General features: G+C 62.6%; 23 protein-coding genes. 18 read left to right on the forward strand and 5 right to left on the reverse strand.

Going from position 1 to position 24,583, the window contains the following annotated elements:
• Positions 1–206: 206 nt before the first annotated feature.
• Positions 207–3,134, forward strand: coding sequence for a bifunctional diguanylate cyclase/phosphodiesterase (locus tag CUJ91_RS03285; RefSeq protein WP_006047753.1), 2,928 nt, complete (start codon positions 207–209; stop codon positions 3,132–3,134).
• Positions 3,135–3,326: 192 nt separating this feature from the next.
• Here CUJ91_RS03285 and CUJ91_RS03290 read toward each other — a convergent pair whose 3' ends face one another.
• On the reverse strand, positions 3,327–3,746 hold the full coding sequence (locus CUJ91_RS03290; protein WP_114155820.1) for a winged helix-turn-helix transcriptional regulator: 420 nt from the start codon (positions 3,744–3,746) through the stop codon (positions 3,327–3,329).
• 166 nt (positions 3,747–3,912) lie between these two features.
• On the opposite strand from CUJ91_RS03290, the gene CUJ91_RS03295 reads away from it, so the two are divergent.
• The 4 genes from CUJ91_RS03295 (at position 3,913) to groL (ending at position 7,607) form a co-directional block, all read left to right on the forward strand.
• On the forward strand, positions 3,913–4,785 hold the full coding sequence (locus CUJ91_RS03295) for an NmrA family NAD(P)-binding protein (RefSeq protein ID WP_006047751.1): 873 nt from the start codon (positions 3,913–3,915) through the stop codon (positions 4,783–4,785).
• 79 nt (positions 4,786–4,864) lie between these two features.
• A complete protein-coding gene (locus tag CUJ91_RS03300) occupies positions 4,865–5,236 on the forward strand; it encodes a DoxX family protein (RefSeq protein ID WP_006047750.1) in 372 nt (123 codons plus the stop codon).
• 387 nt (positions 5,237–5,623) lie between these two features.
• Positions 5,624–5,914 (forward strand): co-chaperone GroES, encoded by a 291-nt coding sequence (gene groES / locus CUJ91_RS03305; protein ID WP_006047749.1) that lies wholly within the window; start codon positions 5,624–5,626, stop codon positions 5,912–5,914.
• 52 nt (positions 5,915–5,966) lie between these two features.
• Positions 5,967–7,607 (forward strand): chaperonin GroEL, encoded by a 1,641-nt coding sequence (gene groL, locus CUJ91_RS03310; protein ID WP_053857609.1) that lies wholly within the window; start codon positions 5,967–5,969, stop codon positions 7,605–7,607.
• Between the two features lie 159 nt (positions 7,608–7,766).
• On the opposite strand, the gene cysC is transcribed toward groL, so the two are convergent.
• The 3 genes from cysC to CUJ91_RS03325 form a co-directional block, all read right to left on the reverse strand.
• On the reverse strand, positions 7,767–8,381 hold the full coding sequence (gene cysC / locus CUJ91_RS03315; protein ID WP_006047746.1) for an adenylyl-sulfate kinase: 615 nt from the start codon (positions 8,379–8,381) through the stop codon (positions 7,767–7,769).
• A gap of 43 nt (positions 8,382–8,424) precedes the next feature.
• Positions 8,425–9,366, reverse strand: coding sequence for a chondroitin 4-O-sulfotransferase (locus tag CUJ91_RS03320; RefSeq protein ID WP_232292231.1), 942 nt, complete (start codon positions 9,364–9,366; stop codon positions 8,425–8,427).
• A 567-nt stretch (positions 9,367–9,933) separates the two neighbouring features.
• The gene (locus CUJ91_RS03325) at positions 9,934–10,794 is read right to left on the reverse strand and encodes a hydroxymethylpyrimidine/phosphomethylpyrimidine kinase (protein ID WP_006047744.1); all 861 of its coding nucleotides are present in this window, start codon (positions 10,792–10,794) and stop codon (positions 9,934–9,936) included.
• Positions 10,795–11,120: 326 nt separating this feature from the next.
• Between CUJ91_RS03325 and CUJ91_RS03330 the strand changes: the two genes are divergently transcribed.
• The 8 genes from CUJ91_RS03330 (at position 11,121) to CUJ91_RS03365 (ending at position 18,340) form a co-directional block, all read left to right on the forward strand.
• Positions 11,121–11,291: a rubredoxin gene (locus tag CUJ91_RS03330; protein ID WP_006047743.1), complete on the forward strand. Its 171-nt coding sequence runs from the start codon at positions 11,121–11,123 to the stop codon at positions 11,289–11,291.
• 282 nt (positions 11,292–11,573) lie between these two features.
• Positions 11,574–12,983 (forward strand): FimL-related protein, encoded by a 1,410-nt coding sequence (locus tag CUJ91_RS03335; RefSeq protein WP_107707254.1) that lies wholly within the window; start codon positions 11,574–11,576, stop codon positions 12,981–12,983.
• Positions 12,984–13,330: 347 nt separating this feature from the next.
• Positions 13,331–13,909 carry a YqgE/AlgH family protein gene (locus tag CUJ91_RS03340; RefSeq protein WP_029971036.1) on the forward strand — a complete coding sequence of 193 codons (579 nt, stop codon included), beginning with the start codon at positions 13,331–13,333 and terminating at the stop codon, positions 13,907–13,909.
• A gap of 10 nt (positions 13,910–13,919) precedes the next feature.
• Positions 13,920–14,360 carry a Holliday junction resolvase RuvX gene (ruvX, locus tag CUJ91_RS03345; protein ID WP_006048660.1) on the forward strand — a complete coding sequence of 147 codons (441 nt, stop codon included), beginning with the start codon at positions 13,920–13,922 and terminating at the stop codon, positions 14,358–14,360.
• The gene (gene pyrR / locus CUJ91_RS03350; RefSeq protein WP_006048659.1) at positions 14,347–14,886 is read left to right on the forward strand and encodes a bifunctional pyr operon transcriptional regulator/uracil phosphoribosyltransferase PyrR; all 540 of its coding nucleotides are present in this window, start codon (positions 14,347–14,349) and stop codon (positions 14,884–14,886) included. The genes ruvX and pyrR overlap by 14 nt, the downstream gene beginning before the upstream one ends.
• A gap of 86 nt (positions 14,887–14,972) precedes the next feature.
• Positions 14,973–15,998, forward strand: a complete 1,026-nt coding sequence (locus CUJ91_RS03355) for an aspartate carbamoyltransferase catalytic subunit (protein ID WP_006048658.1) — start codon at positions 14,973–14,975, stop codon at positions 15,996–15,998.
• Between the two features lie 111 nt (positions 15,999–16,109).
• Positions 16,110–17,390, forward strand: coding sequence for a dihydroorotase (locus CUJ91_RS03360; protein ID WP_006048657.1), 1,281 nt, complete (start codon positions 16,110–16,112; stop codon positions 17,388–17,390).
• 110 nt (positions 17,391–17,500) lie between these two features.
• The gene (locus CUJ91_RS03365) at positions 17,501–18,340 is read left to right on the forward strand and encodes a lysophospholipid acyltransferase family protein (protein WP_006048656.1); all 840 of its coding nucleotides are present in this window, start codon (positions 17,501–17,503) and stop codon (positions 18,338–18,340) included.
• A gap of 22 nt (positions 18,341–18,362) precedes the next feature.
• Here CUJ91_RS03365 and CUJ91_RS03370 read toward each other — a convergent pair whose 3' ends face one another.
• A complete protein-coding gene (locus tag CUJ91_RS03370; protein ID WP_006048655.1) occupies positions 18,363–19,247 on the reverse strand; it encodes a symmetrical bis(5'-nucleosyl)-tetraphosphatase in 885 nt (294 codons plus the stop codon).
• A 281-nt stretch (positions 19,248–19,528) separates the two neighbouring features.
• On the opposite strand from CUJ91_RS03370, the gene CUJ91_RS03375 reads away from it, so the two are divergent.
• From CUJ91_RS03375 to rfbD, 5 genes are all read left to right on the forward strand, one after another.
• The gene (locus CUJ91_RS03375) at positions 19,529–20,440 is read left to right on the forward strand and encodes a GDP-mannose 4,6-dehydratase (RefSeq protein WP_006048654.1); all 912 of its coding nucleotides are present in this window, start codon (positions 19,529–19,531) and stop codon (positions 20,438–20,440) included.
• 428 nt (positions 20,441–20,868) lie between these two features.
• Positions 20,869–21,930: a dTDP-glucose 4,6-dehydratase gene (gene rfbB / locus CUJ91_RS03380; protein ID WP_114155821.1), complete on the forward strand. Its 1,062-nt coding sequence runs from the start codon at positions 20,869–20,871 to the stop codon at positions 21,928–21,930.
• 10 nt (positions 21,931–21,940) lie between these two features.
• Positions 21,941–22,834: a glucose-1-phosphate thymidylyltransferase RfbA gene (gene rfbA / locus CUJ91_RS03385; RefSeq protein ID WP_006048652.1), complete on the forward strand. Its 894-nt coding sequence runs from the start codon at positions 21,941–21,943 to the stop codon at positions 22,832–22,834.
• On the forward strand, positions 22,819–23,370 hold the full coding sequence (rfbC, locus tag CUJ91_RS03390; RefSeq protein ID WP_006048651.1) for a dTDP-4-dehydrorhamnose 3,5-epimerase: 552 nt from the start codon (positions 22,819–22,821) through the stop codon (positions 23,368–23,370). The genes rfbA and rfbC overlap by 16 nt, the downstream gene beginning before the upstream one ends.
• A gap of 11 nt (positions 23,371–23,381) precedes the next feature.
• Positions 23,382–24,308, forward strand: coding sequence for a dTDP-4-dehydrorhamnose reductase (gene rfbD / locus CUJ91_RS03395; protein WP_006048650.1), 927 nt, complete (start codon positions 23,382–23,384; stop codon positions 24,306–24,308).
• The last annotated feature ends 275 nt before the right edge of the window (positions 24,309–24,583 follow it).

Raw genomic sequence — 24,583 nt, forward strand, 5'->3', positions numbered from 1 at the left:
TTTTACGGTGAGGCGTTGCCTGGAGCTGCACTTGTACCGCGGTGTCCTTAAAACCGCTGCCGACATTGAAATGATGTCGCCATAAAGGAAAACCCCCCAGTTGCCGTTAAGCGAGTGTCGGCAGCCAAATTCTAAAAAAGCTCCGACGCCATAGAGATCGTTACTGGATGTGGAGGCATGCAAGACCAATATTGCATGGAGCGTCGATGAATATCGTTTCCGGGGACCATCGCGGCTTGACAGGAGTGAAGGACGACAATCCGACGACAGTTGCCGGAAGTCCAGCGATGCACCTGTCTGCGTCAACAGAGGCGACAGCATCGATCGATAACCTCCTTCGAGCGTCGGGCGACCTTCTGCGCGGGAGAGAATGGGCATGGTATCGCGCGGGACAAAAACTACATCTGGCGGCGCATGCCCGCACACACCGGGTATGGCCGGAAGTTCTGGCCAACAATAAACTCAGCGAGTTTTGCGAGGCGGAAGCTCTGCATTGCTGGCCGACGGGACCCAGCGACCGCGCTTTCGGATGGCTCCTTGCACCGCCTGCCCAGCCGCATGAGGCGGCCCTTGCCGCATTCGCGAATGCGCTGGGAGTGCAACTGCTTGCCGACGCGCTCGCGCGCGCGCAGAAGACGCAGCAGGTACTGTACGAGATCGCCTACATAGCCAGCACTGTGCGCGAGCGCTCGGCTTTCCTGCTCGCGGTGCACCGGCAGCTCGCGACGATAATCGACGCGGAAAACTTCTATCTCGCGCTGTATGAACAGGCAAGCGGACGCATCACCTATCCGTATTACGTCGATGTTATCGACGTTGAGGCGCTCGAGCCGGAAAGCTACGACGTCGTCGACCCGGACCGCCTGTCATTGACAGGCCACGTGCTGACCAGTGGACAGCCGTTGCTGATCGACGCTGCGGGGATTATCGAGGCTGAAAAGCAGGGACGTTTCTATTGCGTTGGCGACCGCCCGGAGTTCTGGATGGGCGCCCCGCTAAAAAATGCATCGGATGAAGTATTCGGCATGCTTGCCATGCAGGTGTACGACGTGTCGCGCAGTTATAGCGCCGAAGACCGCGCGTTGTTTCTCGTAGTCGCGGGTCACGTTGCAATGGCCTTGGACCGGATTCTTCATCGCGCCAATCTGGAAGAAACCGTCACCCGGCGAACATCCGAACTGTCAGAACTCAACACTGCGTTGCGTCAGGAGGTGGTGGAGCGCAAACGCGCGGAACATTTGCAAGGTGCGCTTTTCAAAATCGCCGAGCTGTCTAGCGCGCCGGGAGATATGGTCGGGTTCTTCCGCAATCTGCATGGCATCCTCGGAGAACTGCTCGACGCGCATAACTTCTACATCGCGCTTTACGATGAGAATACCGAAACGGTTTCGTTTCCTTACTACGCCGATGAACTCGTTCACCATCAGCCGGCTCCGCGACGTCGCAAACGAGGTTTCACGGAATACGTGATCTCGCTGCGTCGGCCGTGTCTACTGAATCGCGCCGATGCAGAATGCCTGATTCGCGAAGGAAAGGTGGAACTTGAGCACGATCAGCTCAAGCTGCGTTCCTGGCTCGGTATCCCGCTTTTCGAAGGCGGCAACGTGCGGGGCATGCTTGCAGTGCAAAGCTACTCCCCGGACGTCCACTACACCCCGCGCGATCAGGAGCTGCTGACCTTCGTTTCACGTCACATCGACACTGCGTTGTCACGACGCAGCGCCGCCGATGCACTACATGCTGCCAACGTCGAGCTGGAAGCACGCGTTCAGGAACGCACGCGGGAGCTCGACGAGGCAAACGCGCAACTGTGGCACGAGAACTTTCATGACGCACTGACCGGTCTGCCTAATCGCCGTTATTTGCTCGAGCGGCTTGGTGCGGAATGGACGAGGCACCGCGACGCCGGGCAGCAACTGGTAGTAATGTTTCTCGACCTCGATCGCTTCAAAGTCGTGAACGACAGTCTGGGTCACCATTTCGGCGATCAGTTGCTGGTGTCGGCGGCCACGCGGCTGCGTGATTGTCTCGCGGATAAATGCATGCTTGCGCGCCTCGGCGGAGATGAATTCGCGATCCTCTCCGCCGAGGCTTCCGTCGAAGACGCTATCGAGCTCGCCGAGCGGATACTGTCAGCATTCGACGTGCCGTTTTCTATCGGCGATCACGTGGTTTTTTCGTCATGCAGTATCGGCATTGTCTCCGCTGACGATGACTTTCACGGCGAACCGGCGGACCTGCTGCGCGATGCCGATACGGCGATGTACCGGGCAAAAAACGGCGGGCGTGACAGTTACGTGGTGTTCAATCAGGAATTGCGACGCCAGGTTTCGGATCAGATGCAACAGGAAGGCAGCTTGCGCGCTGCGCTAAAAAAAGACGATGAACTCGCGCCTTTCTTTCAGCCGATCGTCTGTACCGCCACTGGTCGTCTGACTGCGCTCGAAGCTCTGATTCGCTGGCGCCAGCCAGACGGCCGCGTGCTCACCCCTGGAGAATTTCTGCCTGCGATGGAAGGACTCCGGGTCATGGGCCGGCTCGATCTATACATGCTCAATCGTATCGCAGTGATACTCGCCCAGCCGGGGCTCGCCGGCTGGCCGCCCGTACATGTGAACTGTTCCAGTTACAGCATGACTCGCGAGGATTTTGCGGACGACGTCTTCGCGCTCCTCCAGCAGCACGGAGTCGCGCCGTCGCGCATCTGTCTGGAATTAACAGAGGGCGCGCTGATTGCGGAGCCAGAGATAGCACGGCGTACGATGCAGCGCTTGGCCGACAACGGCGTGTCCGTGGTACTGGACGATTTCGGGACGGGCTTTTCGTCACTCAGCTACGTCCACGAGTATCGCTTTAGCGGCCTCAAGGTCGACAAGTCGTTCACCTTCGGCCTATCGTCGAATCCGCGCACGCGGGCTATTGTTCGGGCGATCGTGCGCATGGCGGAATCGCTTGACCTGCGTGTAGTCGCGGAAGGTGTCGAAGATGCGATGACGCTCGCTGCGTTGCGCGAAATCGGCGCGGGGCAAGCCCAAGGTTATTACATCGCCAAGCCAATGCCGCTCGCCGCGCTGGTGGAAGCCCTGGATTCGGGCAAGGCGACGCAATGGGTCGCGCCGTCAGAGAAAATGTGATGGCCTCCGCGGTATAACCGCGTCGGCGCCAACGTGCTTCGCGCGCCTGCTACGAGTTCTCAATGCGGTTTTCGCCTCGGCGTCCCAAGTCGAGTACTAAACGAGTGATGCGTCCTACCGCGCCATCTGCGAAGCCCAACATAAGCTGACCGCTTCAGGCTTTCGCCATCACCCTCACATCAGGCCAGGCATCTAGCGCGGGACATCACCGGGTGCGTCGTCAAAGCGGACGCGCGCGGCATGGATCTCCGGATAACGACGATCGGCCCAATCGATGAGCGCCGCCATCGGTTCCAACAGGGATTGGCCTAGTGCGGCTAAACGATATTCGACGGTCGGCGGCCTCGTTGAAAAAACATGGCGGGTGACGAGTCCGTCGCGCTCGAGATCGCGCAGTGTCTGGGTCAGCATGCGCTTGGAAATGTCCGGTATGGCCCGGTGAAGCTCACTGAAGCGCTGCGATCGCGTCGCGAGTTCCATGACCATGAGCATGCTCCATTTGTCGCCGATGCGGTCGAGCACGTCGCGAACCGCGCAGTGTGCCGGCTGGGCGTCGGCCAATTGACGCTGATATCGGCTGAATCTGTCGATCGCATTCTGGGACGTGCTCATTCGGGTTCCCTTTAACTCTTCTGGTAACAAAAAACTGCCTCCTTACGATGGAAGGCAGAGGTCTCTATGATAGACCTGCCCTCAAACAAAGACCGTTCATCACTCCTACGGACCTCTGGGCCGGGCGTGTGGTGGAGTCGCAGGATACTAATTTCAGGAGAAGTACATGTTTCTGGTTATGGGAATCACGGGACACGTAGGCGGCGCAACGGCGCAACATCTTTTGGCGCAAGGCAGGAAAGTCCGGGCGCTGGTCCGCAATCGCGAGAAGGCGGCCAATTGGGCGGATCAAGGTGTGGAACTGGTCGACGGCGACTGGAATGACGCGGCCGCCGTAGAGAGGGCGCTCGAAGGAGTCGACGGTGCATTTGTCATGCTGCCGGCGGTCTGGGCACCGTCGCCGGATTTCAGGGAAGCAAAGAACGTGATCGCGAACTATGTCGCGGCGCTGGCCAGGGCAGTGCCGCCGCGGGTGGTTGTGCTGTCGTCGATGGGTGCGAACAGAACGAGCGGGCTGGGAATGATCACGGCCCTGTCGCTTCTTGAGGAGGGACTGCGCCACCTGACGTTGCCGATCGCCTATGTGCGAGCCGGCGGGTTTTTCGAAAACTTCCTTTACGGCTTGCATGTTGCCAAGGACGGCACGCTACCCGTCTACTACAACCCGACGAGCCGGAAGTCGACCATGATCGCGACCGACGATATCGGCGCCCAGGTGGTGACGCTGCTGACCGGGCCGACGTGGTCCGGGCATCGCGTTGTCGAGCTTGGCTCGATGGTCAGCGCCGACGAAGTCGCCGCCCAACTGGGCAAAGTCTTGCAGCGCGACGTCAAGGCCTTTGCCATCCCGCGGGCCGGGTGGGCGGCAGCGTTCGAACAGCTCGGCGTTCCGAAGGGCCACACCGGACCCGCCGAAGCGATGTTCGATGCCGTCAACGCGGGCTGGATGGATCTCGGCGTTGCGGGCACCGAGCACGTCGCGGGCACGACATCGCCTCGCGATGTCTTTGCGGCGGCCTACAAGGCCACCACGGCATGAACAGCGCAGTTCGTATCGGCTCGTCGACAGGCGGCCACACTGATGCTCGGCAGCGCCCTCATCGGAGAAGGTAGAACGAATGTCCAAGTTTTCCTGGCGCCAGATATTACCTTTGGTTCTCGCGGCTTTTTTCGTCGTGGGATCACTCAGCAACATCGTCGCCCCGCGATCCATCTTCGAGGAATACCTGAAGTGGGGATACCCGCACTGGTTCCATTTCGTGACCGGTTCGCTGGAACTTATGACCGCCGTTCTGCTGGCGCGAGCACGGACACGGCTGTGGGGCGCGGCGCTCGGCTGCACCGTGATGTTGGCCGCGCTGGCAACCGTGACAGTGCACGGCGAATACGGACATGGGGTGGCGCCGCTTGTCGTGGCGATACTATCGATTGTTGTCGGCTGGATTGCCTGGCGCAAGCGGCTCGCTGCGGGTTCCGTGGTTGCCGCCTAAACCTTATGCGGCCCTCAAGAGCTTCAAGCAGCGTAGCTTGAAGCTCCGGGTAGTAAGGGTTTTTACCGACCTTGCGTGGATTGCCTCGCACATCGAATCTGGCGCGCCAAACGTAAAGGTTGCCGCGTCGGATTACGGCGATTCGTGACCGTAAGCCCTTGTATGTACAAGGGTAATTTGTCCTGCTGCGCACGCTCGCGGCTCAAGCTGAAGTAAACAGCTTCAAAGTTGGACGAAACTCGCCAACGATCCCTCCCTTCTTGAATTTGTCACCACCTGTCCATATAATTAGCACTCGTCGCACGAGAGTGCTAACAACTTCGCCGGTTGGCTCGGCCAGCCGGGTTTTCCAAGCGTTCTTCAGTCTCAATCAAGAGAGGAGTATGTATGAACCTTCGTCCTTTGCATGATCGCGTGATCGTCAAGCGTCTGGATCAAGAAACCAAGACCGCGTCGGGCATCGTGATCCCCGAAGCCGCAGCAGAAAAGCCGGATCAGGGCGAAATCCTGGCCGTCGGCCCGGGCAAGCGTGACGATAAGGGCGCACAAATCGCCCTCGACGTGAAGGTTGGCGACCGCGTTCTGTTCGGCAAGTACGCAGGCCAGACCGTCAAGGTCGACGGCAACGAACTGCTGGTCATGCGCGAAGAAGACATCATGGCCGTGGTCAACAAGTAAGCGCAAAGCGCTACTTACACGGTTATATCCAGAGAATTCAAGGAGTTAGAAGATGGCAGCTAAAGACGTCGTATTCGGTGATTCCGCCCGTGCCAAGATGGTCGAAGGCGTGAACATCCTCGCGAATGCTGTGAAGGTCACGCTGGGTCCGAAGGGCCGCAACGTTGTCCTGGAACGCAGCTTCGGCGGCCCGACGGTCACCAAGGACGGTGTGTCGGTCGCAAAAGAGATCGAACTGAAAGACAAGCTCCAGAACATGGGCGCGCAAATGGTCAAGGAAGTGGCTTCCAAGACCAGCGACAACGCAGGTGACGGCACCACGACCGCAACGGTCCTAGCTCAGTCGATCGTCCGCGAAGGCATGAAGTACGTCGCATCGGGCATGAACCCGATGGACCTGAAGCGCGGTATCGACAAGGCTGTTACGGCCGCAATCGAAGAACTGCGCAAGATCAGCAAGCCGTGCACGACCAACAAGGAAATCGCACAAGTTGGCGCGATTTCGGCAAACAGCGACTCGTCGATCGGCGACCGCATTGCTGAAGCAATGGACAAGGTCGGCAAGGAAGGCGTGATTACCGTCGAAGACGGCAAGTCGCTGCAAGACGAGCTTGACGTCGTCGAAGGTATGCAATTCGACCGCGGCTACCTGTCGCCGTACTTCATCAACAACCCGGACAAGCAAGTTGCCGTGCTCGAGAACCCGTTCGTGCTGCTGCACGACAAGAAGGTCTCGAACATCCGTGATCTGCTGCCGGTTCTGGAACAGGTCGCCAAGGCTGGCCGTCCGCTGCTGATCATCGCAGAAGACGTCGAAGGCGAAGCACTGGCAACGCTGGTGGTGAACAACATCCGCGGCATTCTGAAGACGGTTGCTGTGAAGGCTCCGGGCTTCGGCGATCGCCGTAAGGCCATGCTGGAAGACATCGCGATCCTGACCGGCGGCCAGGTCATCGCTGAAGAAACCGGCCTGACGCTCGAAAAGGCAACGCTGGCAGAACTGGGCCAGGCGAAGCGTATCGAAGTGGGCAAGGAAAACACGACGATCATCGACGGCGCTGGCGAAGGTGCGAACATCGAAGCGCGCGTCAAGCAAGTGCGCAAGCAGATCGAAGAAGCAACGTCGGACTACGACCGTGAAAAGCTGCAAGAGCGCGTTGCCAAGCTGGCAGGCGGCGTTGCAGTGATCAAGGTCGGCGCTGCGACCGAAGTCGAAATGAAGGAAAAGAAGGCACGTGTCGAAGACGCACTGCACGCAACGCGCGCAGCTGTGGAAGAAGGCATCGTTGCTGGCGGCGGCGTCGCGCTGATCCGCGCACGTACGGCGATCGCCGGCCTGAAGGGCGCTAACGCCGATCAGGACGCAGGTATCAAGATCGTTCTGCGCGCAATGGAAGAGCCGCTGCGCCAGATCGTCACGAACGGCGGCGAAGAAGCCAGCGTCGTGGTGGCGGCAGTTGCTGCTGGCCAGGGCAACTACGGCTACAACGCAGCGACCGGCGAGTACGTCGACCTGGTCGACGCCGGTGTCGTGGACCCGACGAAGGTCACGCGCACGGCACTGCAAAACGCAGCATCGGTGGCAGGTCTCCTGCTGACGACCGACGCAGCGGTTTGCGAACTGCCGAAGGAAGATGCACCGATGCCTGGCGGCATGCCCGGCGGCATGGGCGGCATGGGCATGGACATGTAATTTCGTGTCCGCTCCCCGGTTGGGCCTGGCCTACAGGCTCGGTCGGGAGCTCATGCGAAAGCGCACCGCGAGGTGCGCCTTGCCAAAGAAAAACCCGCAGAAATGCGGGTTTTTCTTTGGCTTTGCGCTTTGCAGCGCTTCGGAAAACTATGCGTGTGCCTATGCCGCAACCGCGAGCGAATGCTGGCGCAAGTAGCTGAAGATGCGGGCCACGCTGTCGCTCAGCGTCAACGAAGCGGTATCGATGACGAGTTCCGGATTGACTGGCGTTTCATACGGCGCCGAAATGCCGGTGAACGCGGGAATCTCGCCCGCGAGCGCCTTCGCGTACAGTCCTTTCGGATCGCGGCCGGCGCAGGTGGCGAGCGATGCGGACACGTACGTCTCGATGAAACTGCCGGCGCCGATGATGCCGCGCGCCATCGCGCGGTCCGCGTGCATCGGCGAAATAAGCGCCGCAATGACGATGAGGCCCGCGTCGTTCATCAACTGTGCGACGTGCGCGACGCGGCGAATATTTTCATGGCGGTCGCGCGGATCGAAGCCCAGATCGCTGCCGAGACCGTGGCGAACGTTGTCGCCGTCGAGTACATAGCACGCGTGGCCTTGCGCGACGAGTTGCCGTTCGAGTTCGAATGCGATGGTCGACTTGCCTGCTCCCGACAGGCCCGTGAGCCAGATCGTGACCGGCTTCTGGCGGTGCATGCGCATTCTGTCCTCGAGCGTGATCGTGCCGCCGCGAAAGCGTTGCACTGGACTGCAGGGCTCTTCCATTCTCATGTTCCTGAAGGACTAAACACAGAGACCAACACAGGGACTAAGCGCAGTGCCAACCCCGCCGCCAAACGCCCGCGTTGTGCAAGCGCTCGGCGGAATCGGCGACAGCGACGTGGAAGCCGTCGGGCGCGTCCGGCGGCAAAGCAATCGAAAAGCCGGCGTGCGCGCTCGGGTATCCCGCGCTGGCTACATCCGGCCGTTGCTCGCCGGTCCAGCCGCTCGCAATCACGTCGCTGCCGACGCGCACTTCGAGCAGCACCTTCTGTTCCGGGCGACTGAGGTTCACGGCCCAGCCCGACACGACGCCGTCGTGCACGGAGTCGACGAAGCCGTCGTACATATCCGCAAGCGGTTGCGTTTCGCTTTGCGCAAACCGCACGTATTCCTCGATTGGCGCGAGGTCGAAACGGCCGATTACGCCGTGTACTTTCGCGAGAAACGCTTCGTCGAAGCCGAACACCACCGAGCTATGAAGATGCGGATTCTCGAGCCGATCGATCTCCGCCTGGATCGTCTCGACCAGTTCCAGCGCTTTGCTGAACACGCTGCCGGACTTGCGCGTCTTGCTCTCAATCTCGTTCTTTGCGTGCTCGAAAATCCTGTAATCGAGCTGATTGTCTTCGATAAATTTCTGCCTGGACTTTTCGCTTAACTGGCCTATGGCTTTCGGAGAACCGCTCGTGATGTTCGTCTGAAAATAAAACGGTAATTTCAATCCGGTCTTGGCGCAGAGACGCAGTAAAAATTCACTCATGTTCTCGCAAAGGCCGACGGCGCTGAAATGATGCCGAAGGTTGGCTTTCGCAATTTCCAGGCTGAGTTCTTCCGGCGCCGAATGGCCGGTCAGCATTTGCACAAAGATGTTTTTGCCGCCGAGGGACTCGCTGACCCACTCGTCGAGCGAAAGTGTACCGCGCAGTACGAGCGCCTCGGTGGCCGACACGCTCGCGCCGTGGGCGATTTCGCCATTTTTGCCATTCAATGCATAGCGGTAATGCGATATTTGCCGCGCTAAAGGATCGCGCAGAATGGTGCAATAGGAGAGAGGGGTTTTGAGGCTTCTATGAATGCCATACGGCTGATGACCGCCGCCGATAAGTGTCTCAAGCAGTCTCGCCCGGCACTTGTCCCAGCCTTCTCTATCCCATTCGAACACGACGAATTGGTCTTTACCTTTATTCAGGTCGAAAAATGAAATAACCGTCGATCCCCCGCTCTTGGGCGGGTGAATAAAAAATGTGGGCGCGGACATATAACGTTATGACGATTCACGATTTGCCAGTGTAACGTCTGGACCTGGCGCCCGTTGTAACGTTTGATTACAACAACGACATCTGCATAGGCAGCGCACGGGACGTCGTTGGATCAAAGTGCGCGGCAGAAAAAAGTGGAGACAGCGCGAAAGGCGCCTGTCCGCGCGGAGTTGCATCACGAACGGGTACAGATTGCGACGGCGGGCACCCCATCAAGCGGGCGGCTGACGCGCAACGGCGTCAGCGACATGCTCCGTGCGCCGAGTTCGCAAGTTGCGATACCGACCGCGCGCGAGTCAGTGTCTTGCTTCGCCTGGCGCCGCGTCCTTGCCGGCGGCCGGCGGCGTTTCGTCGTCGCTGCCGCGGGCCCAGAAGAAGCGGTCCGGCATATACGCGCCCATGCCCGGCCGGAACGCGCTGCGTATAGCCTGATACAGATACTCCTGCGCCTCGCGAACTGCCTCGGCAGGCTCCTGACCATTGGCGAGCAGCGCGGCGATCGCCGAGCCGAGCGTGTCGGTGATGCCCATGATCCGGTTGCTGCCGCGGTCCCACATGTCCTGACGCAACTGGCCGTCTTCGCTGAAAAGCGTGTTGACGAGCCGGTGCGTGCCCGTTTCCGTCGACAGAATGTATTCGCAGCCGTGCGACAGCAGATGCGAGATCGCCGCGTCTAGGCTCGGCGCTTCGGCGTCGCCGTCCGGTTGAGCAAGGGCGAGCAGCGTGGCGGAATCGGCGACCAGCAAGGTGGTTTGCGGCGCGAGCAGATCGGCGATGGCCTCGCGCAGTTCGTCGGCGGCGAGCACGTGTTCGTCGTCGAGCGTGAAGTCCGGGGCGAGAATCAGCGGAATGTCGTCGTAATCCGCCACAACCTCGGCGATCGCGCTCACGACTTCGGCGCGCGTGCAGGCGCCGACCTTGAACGCCGCAATCGGCATGTCTTCGAGAAGCATGCGCGCCTGGGTGGCGACCACTTCAGGATCGAGTCCGTTGACCTCGTCGCAGGTTGCGGAATCGCGCACGGTGTAGCCGGTGAGCACGGAGACGCCATGACAACCCATGCTGGCAAGGGTCATCAGGTCGGCTTGCAGGCCTGAGCCGCCGGTGGGATCGGAAAGACCGAAGGTGAGGACGATCGGAGGCGTGTCGCTGGGCATGAAGATTTACGAGGAGCAGTATTTTCGGCGCATCAGGTGCGCAATTGGCTCAATTATGCGTCCTAAACCGGCGCGGGGGCGTTTTTTCGCACAGGGCCGTTCCCTGTCGCTTGCTGCCGCTCCCTGTTGCTTCCCGCCTGCCGCTTCCTGCCGCAACGCGCGCCCGCCGTGTGGCGCGGCGCCACATGTTGCGCCGCGTGATCCGCCCAGCGCTGCCCGCCGTCGTGAGCCGCCTGCATTGGGCGTTTGCCATTGCTAGGCATTGGGGCGGCAACACGGTACCATCATGGCTCCCGTTTCCCCGGACTTCACGACGCGACACAAGAATGGAATATCAAAGCTGGATGTGCCTGATTTGCGGCTGGATTTACGACGAAGAAGCCGGTTTGCCGGACGAAGGCATTGCGCCGGGCACGCGCTGGGAAGACGTCCCAATTAACTGGACGTGCCCGGAATGCGGCGCGCGCAAGGAAGACTTCGAGATGGTCCAGATCTGACATCGAAGTCGGCCGGCGGCGCTCGGCCAGAGTGTGGCGTCGCGCCGGAACGTCGCCGTGCCGGCGGTGTCGCAATCACAAGCTGATATCGCCGGTATTGCACGGGGCATTGGCTCTTCAGCATTTGTCACTGGGCACGCATCGCCGCGCATTGTGGTTGCGCATTGTCGTTGCGCGTTTGTCATTGCGCATTTGTCACTGTTCAGTCGCCGGTTCGCGCGTTAGGCGCTCAGTCTGCGCGCAGCGCCAAGCGGCGGCCCGCCGACTTTCCGTCGCCAACTCATGACTCTTCGATCCGCAGCTCCCGTTTCCTTCGACGCATTGCCCAACCCGCGCGGCGGCGCCGTACGCCCCGCGGAGCTGGCGCTCGCTGAAGCGCTGCTGGCGTTCGAGCAGCACACCGGTTGCACGACCGCCCTAGTGCGCGTCTCGCACGCGTTGCGCAGCGCCGGCTGGCTGAGCGCCACGCGTTTCGCCGATGTGCTGGTGCGCCTTTCGCCGCTCGCGGCCGGCGATCCGGCCGAGGCCGAGAGCGTGCGGCCGGGCTTCGGCGCGGCGCTGCGCGATTTCCGGGCGGCGCTCGAGCGTCACAATCTGCGCGAACTCGCCTGTTCGCCGACGCTCTTCGATCACTACCGCGCGCTGTGCGCCCATCTCGGCGAGCACAGCGCCGCGTCGCCCGTTGCGTACGAAGATCTCGCGTTGACCGCGCGCCCCGTGCCGCCTGTGTCGTTTCACGCGCAGCCGGCCGAGCAGTTGGCGCATCTGCGGGCGCGCTATGAGCGCGCGCTGCTGCCGGTGCTGCGCTCGCAGCCGGACACAGGCAGCGCGGCGGCGCGCGCAGCGACGCAAGCCGCACTGGACGAACTCGACGCCGTATTCACCGAGCTGGCCGGTCCCGATCCGTACGATTTCTGGCGCCTCGCCAAGGCCTGCGCGCGCGCGTTGCGCGTCAGCGGGCGCGCGGCCGGCGAGCCCGACGCGCGGCGCTTCTACGCACGCTGCAACCTCGCGCTTGCGGACCACGCGCGCGGCATCGAACGCGCGCAGCGCTCGCTCGTGCGGGCCACGCTCGCGCTGCTGTGGCGCGACTACGCGCTGTTCGGCGCCGCCGCCGAAGACGCCGACCAGGTCGAGGTGCTGCACGATTACGGCTTGACGGTCGACTGGCACGTCGCGGGCACTCAGGCATCGGAAATGCTTTGGGAAGCCGGCGCGGTCGAGGCGCAATCGTTCAGCGCGCAAACGTCGATGACGCGCGACCTCGGCGTGCTGAGCGTCAATGCCCATGCCTACGAAGACTTTTTGCAGACGGCGGACGCCGCCATCTCCGCGCTCGCGGAACACGCGCGTGCCGCGGACCAGCCGGAAAAGGCCGACCCGAGCGAAGCACTGCAAGCCGGCGACGCCGCGTACCGGCTCGGGTCCGCGGCTTGCGCATTGGGCCTTGGCCACGTCGCGCTGCTCGCGGATGCGCTCGGGCTCGCATGGCGTCGTCGTGCGCACGCCGGGGTTTCGACGCCTGCGGTGCGCGCGCATGTGATCGTCGACGCGCCCGCGGCCAGTGCGCTCGAAAACGCCGCCGAGGCGTTGCGCGCGACGCTGCACAAGGTAGCCGCAGGCGTGGCGCCGCCGGCCAGCAGCGCGGCGCTCGCTGCGTTGACGCGGGCGATCGAGCAGGGCGGCGCGTGATCGAGGCGTGAGCGCCACGCAAGTGGGCAAGGGCGGCGTGCAATTCCCGCAAGCGGCACGTAACCTGAACAGGGCGGCGCGTGATTCAGGCGCGAGCGGCAAGCAACTCCGGCAAGGCGCCGCGCTCGTCCCGCAGGCCGCATGAGAACCACGCGGCCAGGCCACGCCAACACCGCGCCGCGCAAGCCGCCGCGCACCGCGAATCGGCACCGTGGCAACGCGCGCGTGCGTGATAGAGTGCAACATGAATCGCCGTCGATGGCTCGCGGCACGCCGCATCACTCCGGCCGCCGCTCCACGCTGCTCAAAGCCCGCCATCCTGCACCGTCTTTGCTAAAATCCGAACTATGTCCAAGAGTACCGATCGCATCAATCTGACTAACCAGTTCCTGATCGCCATGCCGAACATGGCCGATCCGACGTTTTCCGGAACGGTGGTCTACCTTTGCGATCACAGTGAGCGCGGCGCGCTCGGCCTCGTGATCAACCGGCCGACCGACATCGACCTGGAAGCGCTCTTCAGTCGCATCGACCTCAAGCTCGAAATCGAGCCTCTTCTTCACGTGCCCGTGTATTTCGGCGGCCCGGTGCAAACCGAGCGCGGCTTCGTGCTGCACGATCCGAAAGACGGCAATACCTACACGTCGTCCATGTCGGTGCCGGGCGGTCTCGAGATGACCACGTCGAAAGACGTGCTCGAGGCGGTCGCGAGCGGCACTGGTCCCGAGCGTTTTCTGCTCACGCTCGGCCACGCCGGCTGGGGTGCGGGCCAACTCGAAGAAGAGATTTCGAAGAACGGCTGGCTCACCGTCGAGGCCGATCCGAAAATCGTGTTCGACGTGCCCGCCGAGGAGCGCTTCGAAGCCGCGCTCGCGCTGCTCGGCGTCTCGCTGTCCATGCTGTCGGGCGAGGCCGGGCACGCATGAGAGGCGCCGCATGAGCCTGCCGGGCGGACGCGAGGCGACGCTGCTCGCGTTCGATTACGGTGAAAAGCGCATCGGCGTCGCGGTCGGCAATTCGCTTACCCGAAGCGCGCGGCCGCTCGTCATCGTGCAGAATCGCAGCCGCGAATATCGTTTTGCCGAAGTCGGCAAGCTGATTGCCGAATGGAAGCCGGACGCGCTCGTGGTCGGCTTGCCGATGCATCCGGACGGCACGCCGCACGAAATGACGCAGCTCGCAAAGCGCTTCGGCAATCAGTTGAACGGCCGCTTCAATTTGCCGGTGACGTGGGTCGACGAGCGCTATTCGTCGGTCGAGGCGGAAGCGACCACGCGCGCCAACAAGGGCCGCGCCGATATGCTCGACGCCGAAGCCGCCAGCATCATCCTTCAGCAATATCTTGACGGACTTTCCGACACCCATGAGTTCCATTGACGCTGAAGCGCTATACCGCGCGCTGCTCGACCAGATTCGCGCCGCGTACGGCGACAAGCTCGGTGCGCACGACGGCGCCGAGGGCGCCGTGTTGGCCGGCATTTACAGCGGCGGCGCGTGGCTCGCCGAACGGCTCGCGCGCGATCTGAACCTGGCGAGCTTCGGCGTCGTCAATGTCGCGCTGCATCGCGACGACTACGCGAAGAAAGGTTTGCACTCGCAGGCGAGCCCGACGTCGCTGCCTTTTTCCGTCGACGGCCGCCGCATCGTGCTGGTCGACGACGTGCTGTACACCGGCCGCACGATTCGCGCGGCGCTCAATGAGCTGTACGACTACGGCCGTCCGGCAGCGGTCGAACTGGCCATGCTCGCCGATCGCGGCGGGCGCGAGTTGCCGGTGGCGGCACGCTTTGTCGGCGGCGTGGTGGATGTGCCCGCCGACGCCACGCTCGTGCTCGCGCGCGACGAAACCAGCAGCGCCGATCAGCCGCGTTTCACGTTTCATACCGAAGCACGCGTCGATTGAGTGCAGATGCAAGTGCGGCTGCAAGTGCAGCTTCCAACGCCGCATCGCACCAACACGTTGAAGCCCGTATTTCAAGCAGGTAAATCATGAATACCGCCACCCAGGCTCCGCAGGATTCCGCCGATAGCGCCACCGAGCGCTTCCGTTATGGCTTCCTGAAGGGCAACCCGCAGCTCACGAAAAACGGCGAGCTTAAGCATCTGTTGTCGATCGAAGGTTTGCCGAAGGCGATCGTCAATCACATTCTCGACACCGCGAGCCAGTTCGTCAGCGTGACGGATCGCGAGGTGAAGAAAGTGCCGCTGTTGCGCGGCAAGTCGGTGTTCAACCTGTTCTTCGAGAACTCCACGCGCACGCGCACCACGTTCGAAATCGCGGCCACGCGTTTGTCCGCGGACGTGCTGAATCTGAACATCAATGCATCGTCGACGAGCAAGGGCGAATCGCTGCTCGACACGATCAACAATCTGTCGGCGATGCACGCCGACATGTTCGTCGTGCGTCACGCTTCGAGCGGCGCGCCGTATCTGATCGCCCAGCACTGCGCGCCGCACGTGCATGTGATCAATGCCGGCGACGGCCGTCATGCGCACCCCACGCAGGGGCTGCTAGACATGTACACGATCCGCCACTACAAGAAGGACTTCACGAATCTGCGGGTGGCGATTGTCGGCGACATTCTGCATTCGCGGGTCGCGCGCTCCGACATTCATGCACTGACCACGCTCGGCGTGCCGGAAGTGCGCGCGATCGGTCCTCGCACGCTGCTGCCGGGCGGCCTCGAACAGATGGGTGTGCGGGTGTTCCACAACCTCGACGAAGGACTGAAGGACGTCGACGTGATCATCATGCTGCGTCTGCAAAACGAGCGGATGAGCGGCGCGCTGTTGCCCTCGGCGCAGGAGTACTTCAAGAGCTGGGGCTTGACGCCCGAGCGGCTCGCGCTCGCGAAACCGGATGCAATCGTGATGCACCCGGGCCCGATGAACCGCGGCGTCGAGATCGACTCGCAGGTCGCGGACGGTCCGCAATCGGTGATCCTGAATCAGGTGACGTTCGGCATCGCGGTGCGCATGGCGGTGATGGGGATTGTCGCGGGCAATAACGACTGATTCGCGGCTCGAACACTCGGCAAACGAACGCGGCAAACGAACGCGGCAAACGAACGCGGCAAGCGAACGCAAAACCTTCGCCGAACCAGGCTGAAACAACTAAGGCAGCGCATGAAGATTCACATTCAAGGCGGCACGCTGATCGACCCCGCAGCGGGCACCGAACAGCAGCAGGACGTTTTTATCGCGGACGGCAAGATCGTCGCGCTCGGCAACGCGCCCGCCGATTTCGAGGCGACGCAAACCATCGACGCCCGCGGCTTGCATATCGCGCCGGGTCTGGTCGATTTGTCGGCGCGTCTGCGCGAGCCTGGCTTCGAGCACAAGGCAACGCTCGAATCGGAAATGGCCGCGGCGCTCGCGGGCGGCGTGACGAGCCTCGTGTGTCCGCCGGACACCGATCCCACGCTCGACGAACCCGGCCTCGTCGAAATGCTGAAGTTCCGCGCGCGCAATCTCGATCAGGCGCACGTGTATCCGCTCGGCGCGTTGACCGTCGGCCTCAAAGGCCAGGTCATCACCGAAATGGTGGAGTTGACCGAGGCGGGTTGCATCGGCTTTTCGCAGGCCGACGCGCCGGTGGTCGATACGCAGGTGCTGATGCGCGCGCTGCAATACGCGAAGACGTACGGCTTCACCGTGTGGCTGCGTCCTGTGGACGCGTATCTCGGCAAGGGCGGCGTGGCCGCGAGCGGCGCGCTCGCGTCGCGGCTCGGCCTCTCCGGCGTGCCCGTCGCGGCTGAAACCATCGCGCTGCATACGATCTTCGAACTCGTGCGCGTGACGGGCGCGCGGGTGCATCTGTCGCATGTGTCGTCGGCGGCGGGCATTGCGCTGATGCGCGAGGCCAAGGCCGAGGGCTTGCCGGTTTCGTGCGACGTCACGGTGAATCACGTGCATCTGATCGATCTCGACATCGGTTACTTCGACGCGCAATTCCGCCTCGATCCGCCGCTGCGTCAGCAGCGCGATCGCGAAGCGATTCGCGCGGGTCTCGTCGACGGTACGATCGACGCAATCTGCTCGGACCACACGCCCGTCGATGACGACGAAAAGCTGCTGCCGTTCGGCGAAGCCACACCGGGCGCAACGGGCCTCGAGCTGTTCCTCTCGCTGACGGTGAAATGGGCCGACGAAGCCGGCGTGCCGCTCGCGAAGGCGCTCAACCGCATCACGGCTGCGCCGGCTCAAGTGCTCGATCTGGACGCGGCTGGCCGCGTCGCCGTGGGCAGCGTGGCGGACCTGTGCGTGTTCGACCGTCACGCACATTGGCGCGTCGAGCCGCGCGCGCTGAAGAGCCAGGGGCATAACACGCCGTTCCTCGGCTACGAACTGCCGGCGCGCGTGCGTGCGACCATCGTGTCGGGCCGCGTCGCGTTCGAACAGCGCTGATGTTGCGTTGATGTTTGCGCTGATGTTCGCGGCATGACTCAGGCATCGACACGTACTGACTTCGCATTGACCGCAGCCACCGCATCGACTCGCCAGGAAAAGCTCCGACCATGAAGCTCGCGTTACGCAAGGCCCGTCTCATCGCGCATCTGCTGCACGGCATGTGGATCGTCGCCACGCGTTTTCCGAAAGCCGATGCCGACCGGCGTCACGCGCTTAATCGCGCGTGGTCGCTGAAGATGCTGCGGCTGTGCGGCATGCGCCTCGTCGTCCATAACGATGGCGCGCGGCTCGATCGCGGCGCGCTGGTGGTCGCCAATCACATTTCGTGGATCGACATCTACGTGATCAATGCGTGGCGGCCGACGCCGTTCGTGTCCAAAGCGGAAATCCGGCATTGGCCGCTGGTCGGCTGGCTCGCGCAGCAACTCGATACGGTGTTCATCCAGCGCGAGAAACGCAGCGACGCAAAGCGGATCATGCACGAGTTGTCCGACCGTTTGAGCGCCGGCGAATTGATGTGCGTGTTTCCGGAGGGCACGACGTCGAATGGTCTCGAGTTGCTGCCGTTTCACGCGAACATGTTTCAGGCGGCGGTGTCGGCGTCCGTGCCGGTGCAGCCGCTGTGCATCATGTATGAAGACGCACACGGCCGGCAGTCGACGGCGCCTGCCTATATCGACGATCTTTCGCTCGCCGACTCGCTCAATCTGCTGCTGCGCGGCGGCCCGTTGACCGCGCATGTCTACGTGTGCGAGCCGCTTCTACCTGGCGCCGACCGCCGTGCGTTGGCGGCGCAAGCGCAGGGCGCCGTTGCGGCCGCGCTGACGGAAATGCAGGGTGGCGCGGCAACGAGCGGCGCACTGGTTGTCGAGCGAGTGGAGTCGTCAGCGAGCAACGAGACGCTGATCGAACCGGTCGATCAGTCCGGCCGCTCGCCAAGCGTCTGAGCGTCTTTCGGACGAGCGCTGTCTAGTTGCCGCCGCGCGCGCGGCAGTTCTCGCATTCCACCTGAGTGAGCGTGCGCTCGGCGGGGTTCGCCGCGAGCCGCACCGCCGACAGTTTTTCGCCCCACACGCAGCCCGAATCGAGCCCGATCAGGTTGTCGCGCAACGTCAGCCCAAGGGCGGCCCAATGACCGAATACGACGGTGACGTCCGCGGTCTTGCGCCACGGCACGTCGAACCACGGCATGCAGCCAGGCGGCGCGGCGTTCAGGCCACCGCTGCTGCTGAAGTCCATTGCGCCTTCGGTGTTGCAGAAGCGCACCCGCGTCAACGCGCTGCAGGTCACGCGCAGCCGCTCGATGCCCTTCAATTGCGGCGTCCATAAACTCGGCTCGTTGCCGTAGAGACCGGCGAGCGTTTCCTTCCAGTTCGGCGCGCGCAGCGCGCGCTGCAATTCGTCGGCGAGATCGAGCGTGAGGTTCACGTCCCATTGCGGCACGACGCCCGCATGCACCATCAGCATGCCGTTCTCGTAGTGGGCGATCGGGCGATGACGAACCCATTCGAGCAGATCGGCGGCATCGGGCGCCGAGAGAATGTCGTCGATGGTGTCGCCTTTTTTCGACTGGCGAATGCCCGCCGATACCGACAGCAAATGCAGATCGTGATTGCCCAGCACCGGCACCGCGCGATCGCCGAGCGCGATGATGTCGCGCAGCGTCGCAAGCGACTCGGCGCCGCGGTTGATCAGGTCGCCCGCGAACCACAGCGGCGTGCCGGCGGGAGGCGCGGCCTTCGCGAGCAGTCGCTGGAACGGCGTGCGGCAGCCTTGCAGATCGCCGAAAGCCAGAGGCACGGGCTGCTGCTGCGAGATTGGCAAAGCGGGTGAAGGCGCGGTTGACGGTGTCATCGACGAAATGTTGGCGGTTCGATACGCGCGGCGATGCAGGAGGCGTGCCGCGTTGGGGCGGTGCAGCAAAAGAGCGTGACATAATAGCCCGTTTGCAGCGCCGGCATCGCGCGGTGCGGCGGCCATCACGTGTGTGCCGAGCAGTTGAAGGCCACCGCGCGGCCGCTGTGGCCACTATGCGACCACTCCGCAGGCAACCTGGCGGCAGTTCGCATCCGCCGCAGTGAACGACCGGCGCAATATTGCATCACAACAGGATGACCCTCGTGAACGGAGAAAGCATGTCGTCTTCCCATGCGAAGCAACCCGTCCGCACGCTCGTCACTGGAGCGAGCGGCTTTACTGGCCGCTATCTGGTCGAGAACCTCGCCGGTCGCGGCCATACCGTGATCGAAACCTTTGCCGGGCATGACGAGCCCGAAACGGCCACGCGCCTGAGGCTCGACATCACGTCGCCGGAAAACTGCCGGCATGTGATGGAAACCGTGCGGCCGGACTATATCGTGCATCTTGCGGCGATCAGCTTCGTCGGCCATGACGATCCGCTCGATTTTTACCGCGTCAACGTGATCGGCACGCTGAACCTGCTGGAAGCGTGCGCCGCGACCGGCCACACGCCGCGCAAGGTGTTGATCGCGAGTAGTGCCAACGTGTACGGCAACGTGACGAGCGATGCGATCGACGAAAGCTTCCCGCTCACGCCCGTCAACCACTACGCCGCGAGCAAGGCGGCGATGGAAACGATGGTGCATACGTGGTTCGAGCGGCTGCCTATCCTGATCGCGCGGCCGTTCAACTACACCGGGCGCGGCCAGGCGTCCAACTTTCTCGTGCCGAAGATCGTCGAGCATTTCGCGCGGCGCGAGCCATCCATTGAACTCGGCAATCTCGACGTCGCGCGCGATTTCTCCGACGTGCGCTATGTGGCGCGTGCTTACGAAGCGTTGCTGACATCCGATGCGGCAGGCGAAACGGTGAACGTCTGCACCGGCACGCCTTATACGCTGCGCGAGATTCTGTCCGCGGCCAGCGACATGACCGGACATAAGCTGCAAGTGCATGTCAATCCCGCGTTCGTCCGCCAAACGGATGTGAAGGTCCTCGCCGGTTCGCCCGCGAAGCTCCGCTCGCTGGTTCCCGAGGTGCAAGCCATTCCGTTCATGGATACGCTGCGCTGGATGCTCGCGGCCTGAAGCGCCTGCAGCTCATGGACGGGCGCTCGCCCGTCCTGCAAATGCCGCCAGCGGCACAATGGCGCGGTCCGCAGCATGTCCCTTCTATGCTTTCGATTCCTTTCGCGCAACGCCGCGATTTGCCTTTCGGCCTGAGCATCTGACCGCGCGTTAATCTTTTGCATACGCCCCGTCGACCCGGCAAGCATCAACGCCCCTATGCGACTTCGCAAACTGCACCGGAAACCAGACTTGTCAAGCTGTTTCAAGTTGTTAGGGTTCTAGTTTTTGCTCGGCGCGGCTTTATAATCTGGGCTTCATAAGATTGGCGTCCAAGCGCCTGCGTGCCGTGCAAGGCCGCGGGCGCCGCAATAATCGAACACCATAACGCGTGGCGAGCGGCCGGCTCATTAATGCCGGGCCGTCGCTGATATCTGGAAGGGAATTTCATGATCCTGGTTACGGGCGGTGCCGGCTTTATCGGCGCCAATTTCGTGCTCGACTGGCTGAATACGTCGGACGAAGCGGTGCTGAACGTCGATAAGCTGACCTATGCCGGCAATCTCGGCACGCTCAAGTCGCAACAAGGCAATCCGCAGCACGTCTTCGTGCGCGCGGACATTTGCGACCGCGCCGCCATGGACGCGCTCTTCGCCGAACACAAGCCGCGCGCGGTGCTGCACTTTGCCGCGGAAAGCCATGTTGACCGCTCGATCCACGGCCCGGCCGATTTCGTGCAAACCAACGTTGTCGGTACGTTCACGCTGCTCGAAGCCGCGCGAAGCTACTGGAACACGCTGGACGAAGCCGCGAAGGCAGCGTTCCGCTTCCTGCACGTCTCGACCGACGAAGTCTTCGGCTCGCTGTCCGCGACCGATCCGCAGTTCTCCGAAACCACGCCGTACGCGCCCAATAGCCCGTATTCGGCGACCAAGGCGGGCTCGGACCATCTGGTGCGCGCGTACCATCACACGTACGGCCTGCCGGTGCTCACCACGAACTGCTCGAACAACTACGGCCCGTACCAGTTCCCCGAAAAGCTGATTCCGTTGATGATCGCCAACGCGCTCGGCGGCAAGCCGCTGCCGGTATACGGCGACGGTCAGAACGTGCGCGACTGGCTGTATGTCGGCGACCATTGCAGCGCGATTCGCGAAGTGCTCGCGCGCGGCGTGCCGGGCGAAACGTACAACGTCGGCGGCTGGAACGAGAAGAAGAACCTCGAGGTCGTGCACACGCTGTGCGATCTGCTCGACACGCTCCGTCCGAAAACGGCCGGTTCGTACCGCGACCAGATCACTTACGTGAAGGACCGTCCGGGCCACGATCGCCGTTACGCAATCGACGCCCGCAAGCTCGAGCGCGAACTCGGCTGGAAGCCTGCGGAGACATTCGAAACGGGTCTGGCAAAAACTGTTCAGTGGTATCTCGACAATCAGGCATGGTCTGACGAAGTCGCTTCGGGCGAGTACCGCAAGTGGGTTGAGACCAACTACGCGCAACGCGCGTAAAGGCACGGTCATGGCGCGCAAAGGCATTATTCTCGCGGGCGGATCCGGCACCCGGCTCTATCCGATCACCCATGTCGTTTCGAAGCAGCTGCTGCCGGTCTACGACAAGCCGATGATCTACTACCCGCTGTCCACGCTGATGGTGGCGGGCATTCGCGACGTGCTGATCATCTCCACGCCGCAGGACACGCCGCGCTTCGAAGCCATGCTCGGCGACGGCAGCCAGTGGGGCATGAACATTCAGTATGCGGTTCAGCCTTCGCCGGACGGCCTCGCGCAAGCGTTCATCATCGGGCGTGAGTTCGTCGGCAACGACCCGTCGGCGCTGATTCTCGGCGACAACATTTTCTACGGTCACGATCTCGCGAAGCAGCTCGAGCGCGCGAACGATCAGGCCGACGGCGCGACCGTGTTCGCCTACCACGTGCACGATCCGGAGCGCTATGGTGTAGTCGAGTTCGACAAGCAGTTCCGCGCATTGTCCATCGAGGAAAAGCCCGCGAAGCCGCGTTCGAATTACGCCGTCACGGGTCTGTATTTCTACGACAAGCAGGTCTGCGACATCGCGGCGGACATCAAGCCGTCGCCGCGCGGCGAACTCGAGATCACCGACGTCAATTCGCGTTACCTCGCCAACGCCGCGCTTAATGTCGAGATCATGGGCCGCGGCTATGCGTGGCTCGACACGGGCACGCATGATTCGCTGATCGAAGCGGCCACGTTCATTGCGACGTTGCAGAAGCGCCAGGGCCTCGTGGTCGCATGTCCCGAGGAAATCGCGTATCGCCAGCAGTGGATCGGCGCCGAGCAGTTGCTCGCGCTCGCCGCGCCGCTCGCGAAGAACGCCTACGGGCAGTATCTGCAAAACATTCTTACGGACCAAGTTGCATGGCCATCCAAGTAACCGCTACGGCGCTGCCCGAAGTCAAGATCATCGAGCCGAAGGTATTCGGCGATGCGCGCGGCTATTTCTACGAGAGCTTTAATGCCGTGGAATTCGCGGAGCATGTCGAGGCCGGCGTGACGTTCGTGCAGGACAATCATTCGCGTTCCGCGAAAGGCGTGCTGCGCGGCTTGCACTATCAGATTCAACATGCGCAGGGCAAGCTCGTGCGGGTGGTGGAAGGCGAAGTGTTCGACGTCGCGGTGGATATTCGCAAGAGTTCGCCGAACTTCGGCAAGTGGGTTGGCGTGACGTTGTCGATGGAGAACCATCGGCAACTGTGGGTGCCGCCTGGCTTCGCGCATGGTTTCGTCGTGCTGTCGGAGTCCGCGCAGTTCCTCTACAAGACGACCGACTACTGGTTCCCTGAGCATGAGCGCAGCATTCTCTGGAACGATCCCGCTATCGGTATCAAATGGCCTGTTGATTTCGAGCCGCTGCTCGCAGCGAAAGATGCGGCGGCCAAGCGTCTCGCCGACGCCGAAGTCTACGCATAAGGGGCGGCCGCATGAGCGCACACAATGGCAAGCCGACGATTCTCGTCACCGGCGTCAACGGCCAGGTCGGCTATGAACTCGCGCGCACGCTGCAAGGGCTCGGGCACGTAGTCGCGGTAGACCGCTCGACGCTCGATCTGTCGAACCTCGATCAGATCCGCGCCGTGGTCCGCGATGTGAAGCCCGCGTTGATCGTCAATCCCGCGGCCTACACGGCGGTCGACAAGGCCGAGCAGGAGCCGGAACTTGCTATGCGCATTAACGGCGAAGCACCGGGTGTGCTGGCCGAGGAAGCCAGGAAGCTCGGCGCGGCGCTGATCCACTATTCGACGGATTACGTGTTCGACGGCGAGAAGCAAGGCGCTTACGTCGAAAGCGATCCCGCCAATCCGCAGAACGTCTATGGGCGCAGCAAGCTCGCCGGCGAACAGGCCATTGCGGCGACGGGTGAGAATCACCTGGTGCTGCGCACGAGCTGGGTCTACGGCACGCGTGGCAAAAACTTTCTGCTCACCATGCTGCGTCTCGGCGCCGATCGGCCCGAGCTGAAGGTCGTCGCCGATCAGTTCGGCGCGCCCACGTGGTGCAACACGATCGCCACGCTGACTGCGCATATCGCGGCGCAGTCGTTTGCCACGCCTGACAGTGCGTCGTGGTGGCGCGAGCGCTCGGGCATCTATCACCTGTGCGCCGGCGACGCGACATCGTGGCACGGCTTCGCGTCCGCGATCTTCGACCTCGCCGATTTGCCGCAGCGGCCCAACACGCTGCCGATTCCCGCGGCCGACTATCCGACGCCGGCCCGGCGTCCGTCCAATTCGCGCATGTCGAACGACAAACTCGCCCGCGTCTTTGGGCTCGCCGCTCCGCATTGGCGCGACGCGTTGAAGCTATGCCTGACCGACGGTTTCCCAAAGTCGCCTGCCGTGCGCCCCTGAAGCCGTTGCGTCAGCTCGCGGCGCGGCTCATGAAGACGTCGAGTCGTGATCTGTGGCTGGTAAGCATATATGCACCGAGCCCGCGCTGGCTGACGATTTTGAAAGAGGGCGAGGGTAGAATATTGACCGTCCTGTGACATTTGCCGCGGCCCGATTGAAGCGTTTGCCAACTTCCGCTGACGAGCGCGACGGGCGCGGCATGCAGGCCGTGCGCGCGGCAAGCACGCGGCAAGCGGTGACCCAGTAAGTGCGAGCAATAAGCGCCAAGCAATAAG

It is taken from the genome of Paraburkholderia graminis (genome assembly GCF_003330785.1).
GTDB classification, from domain to species: Bacteria; Pseudomonadota; Gammaproteobacteria; order Burkholderiales; family Burkholderiaceae; genus Paraburkholderia; species Paraburkholderia graminis.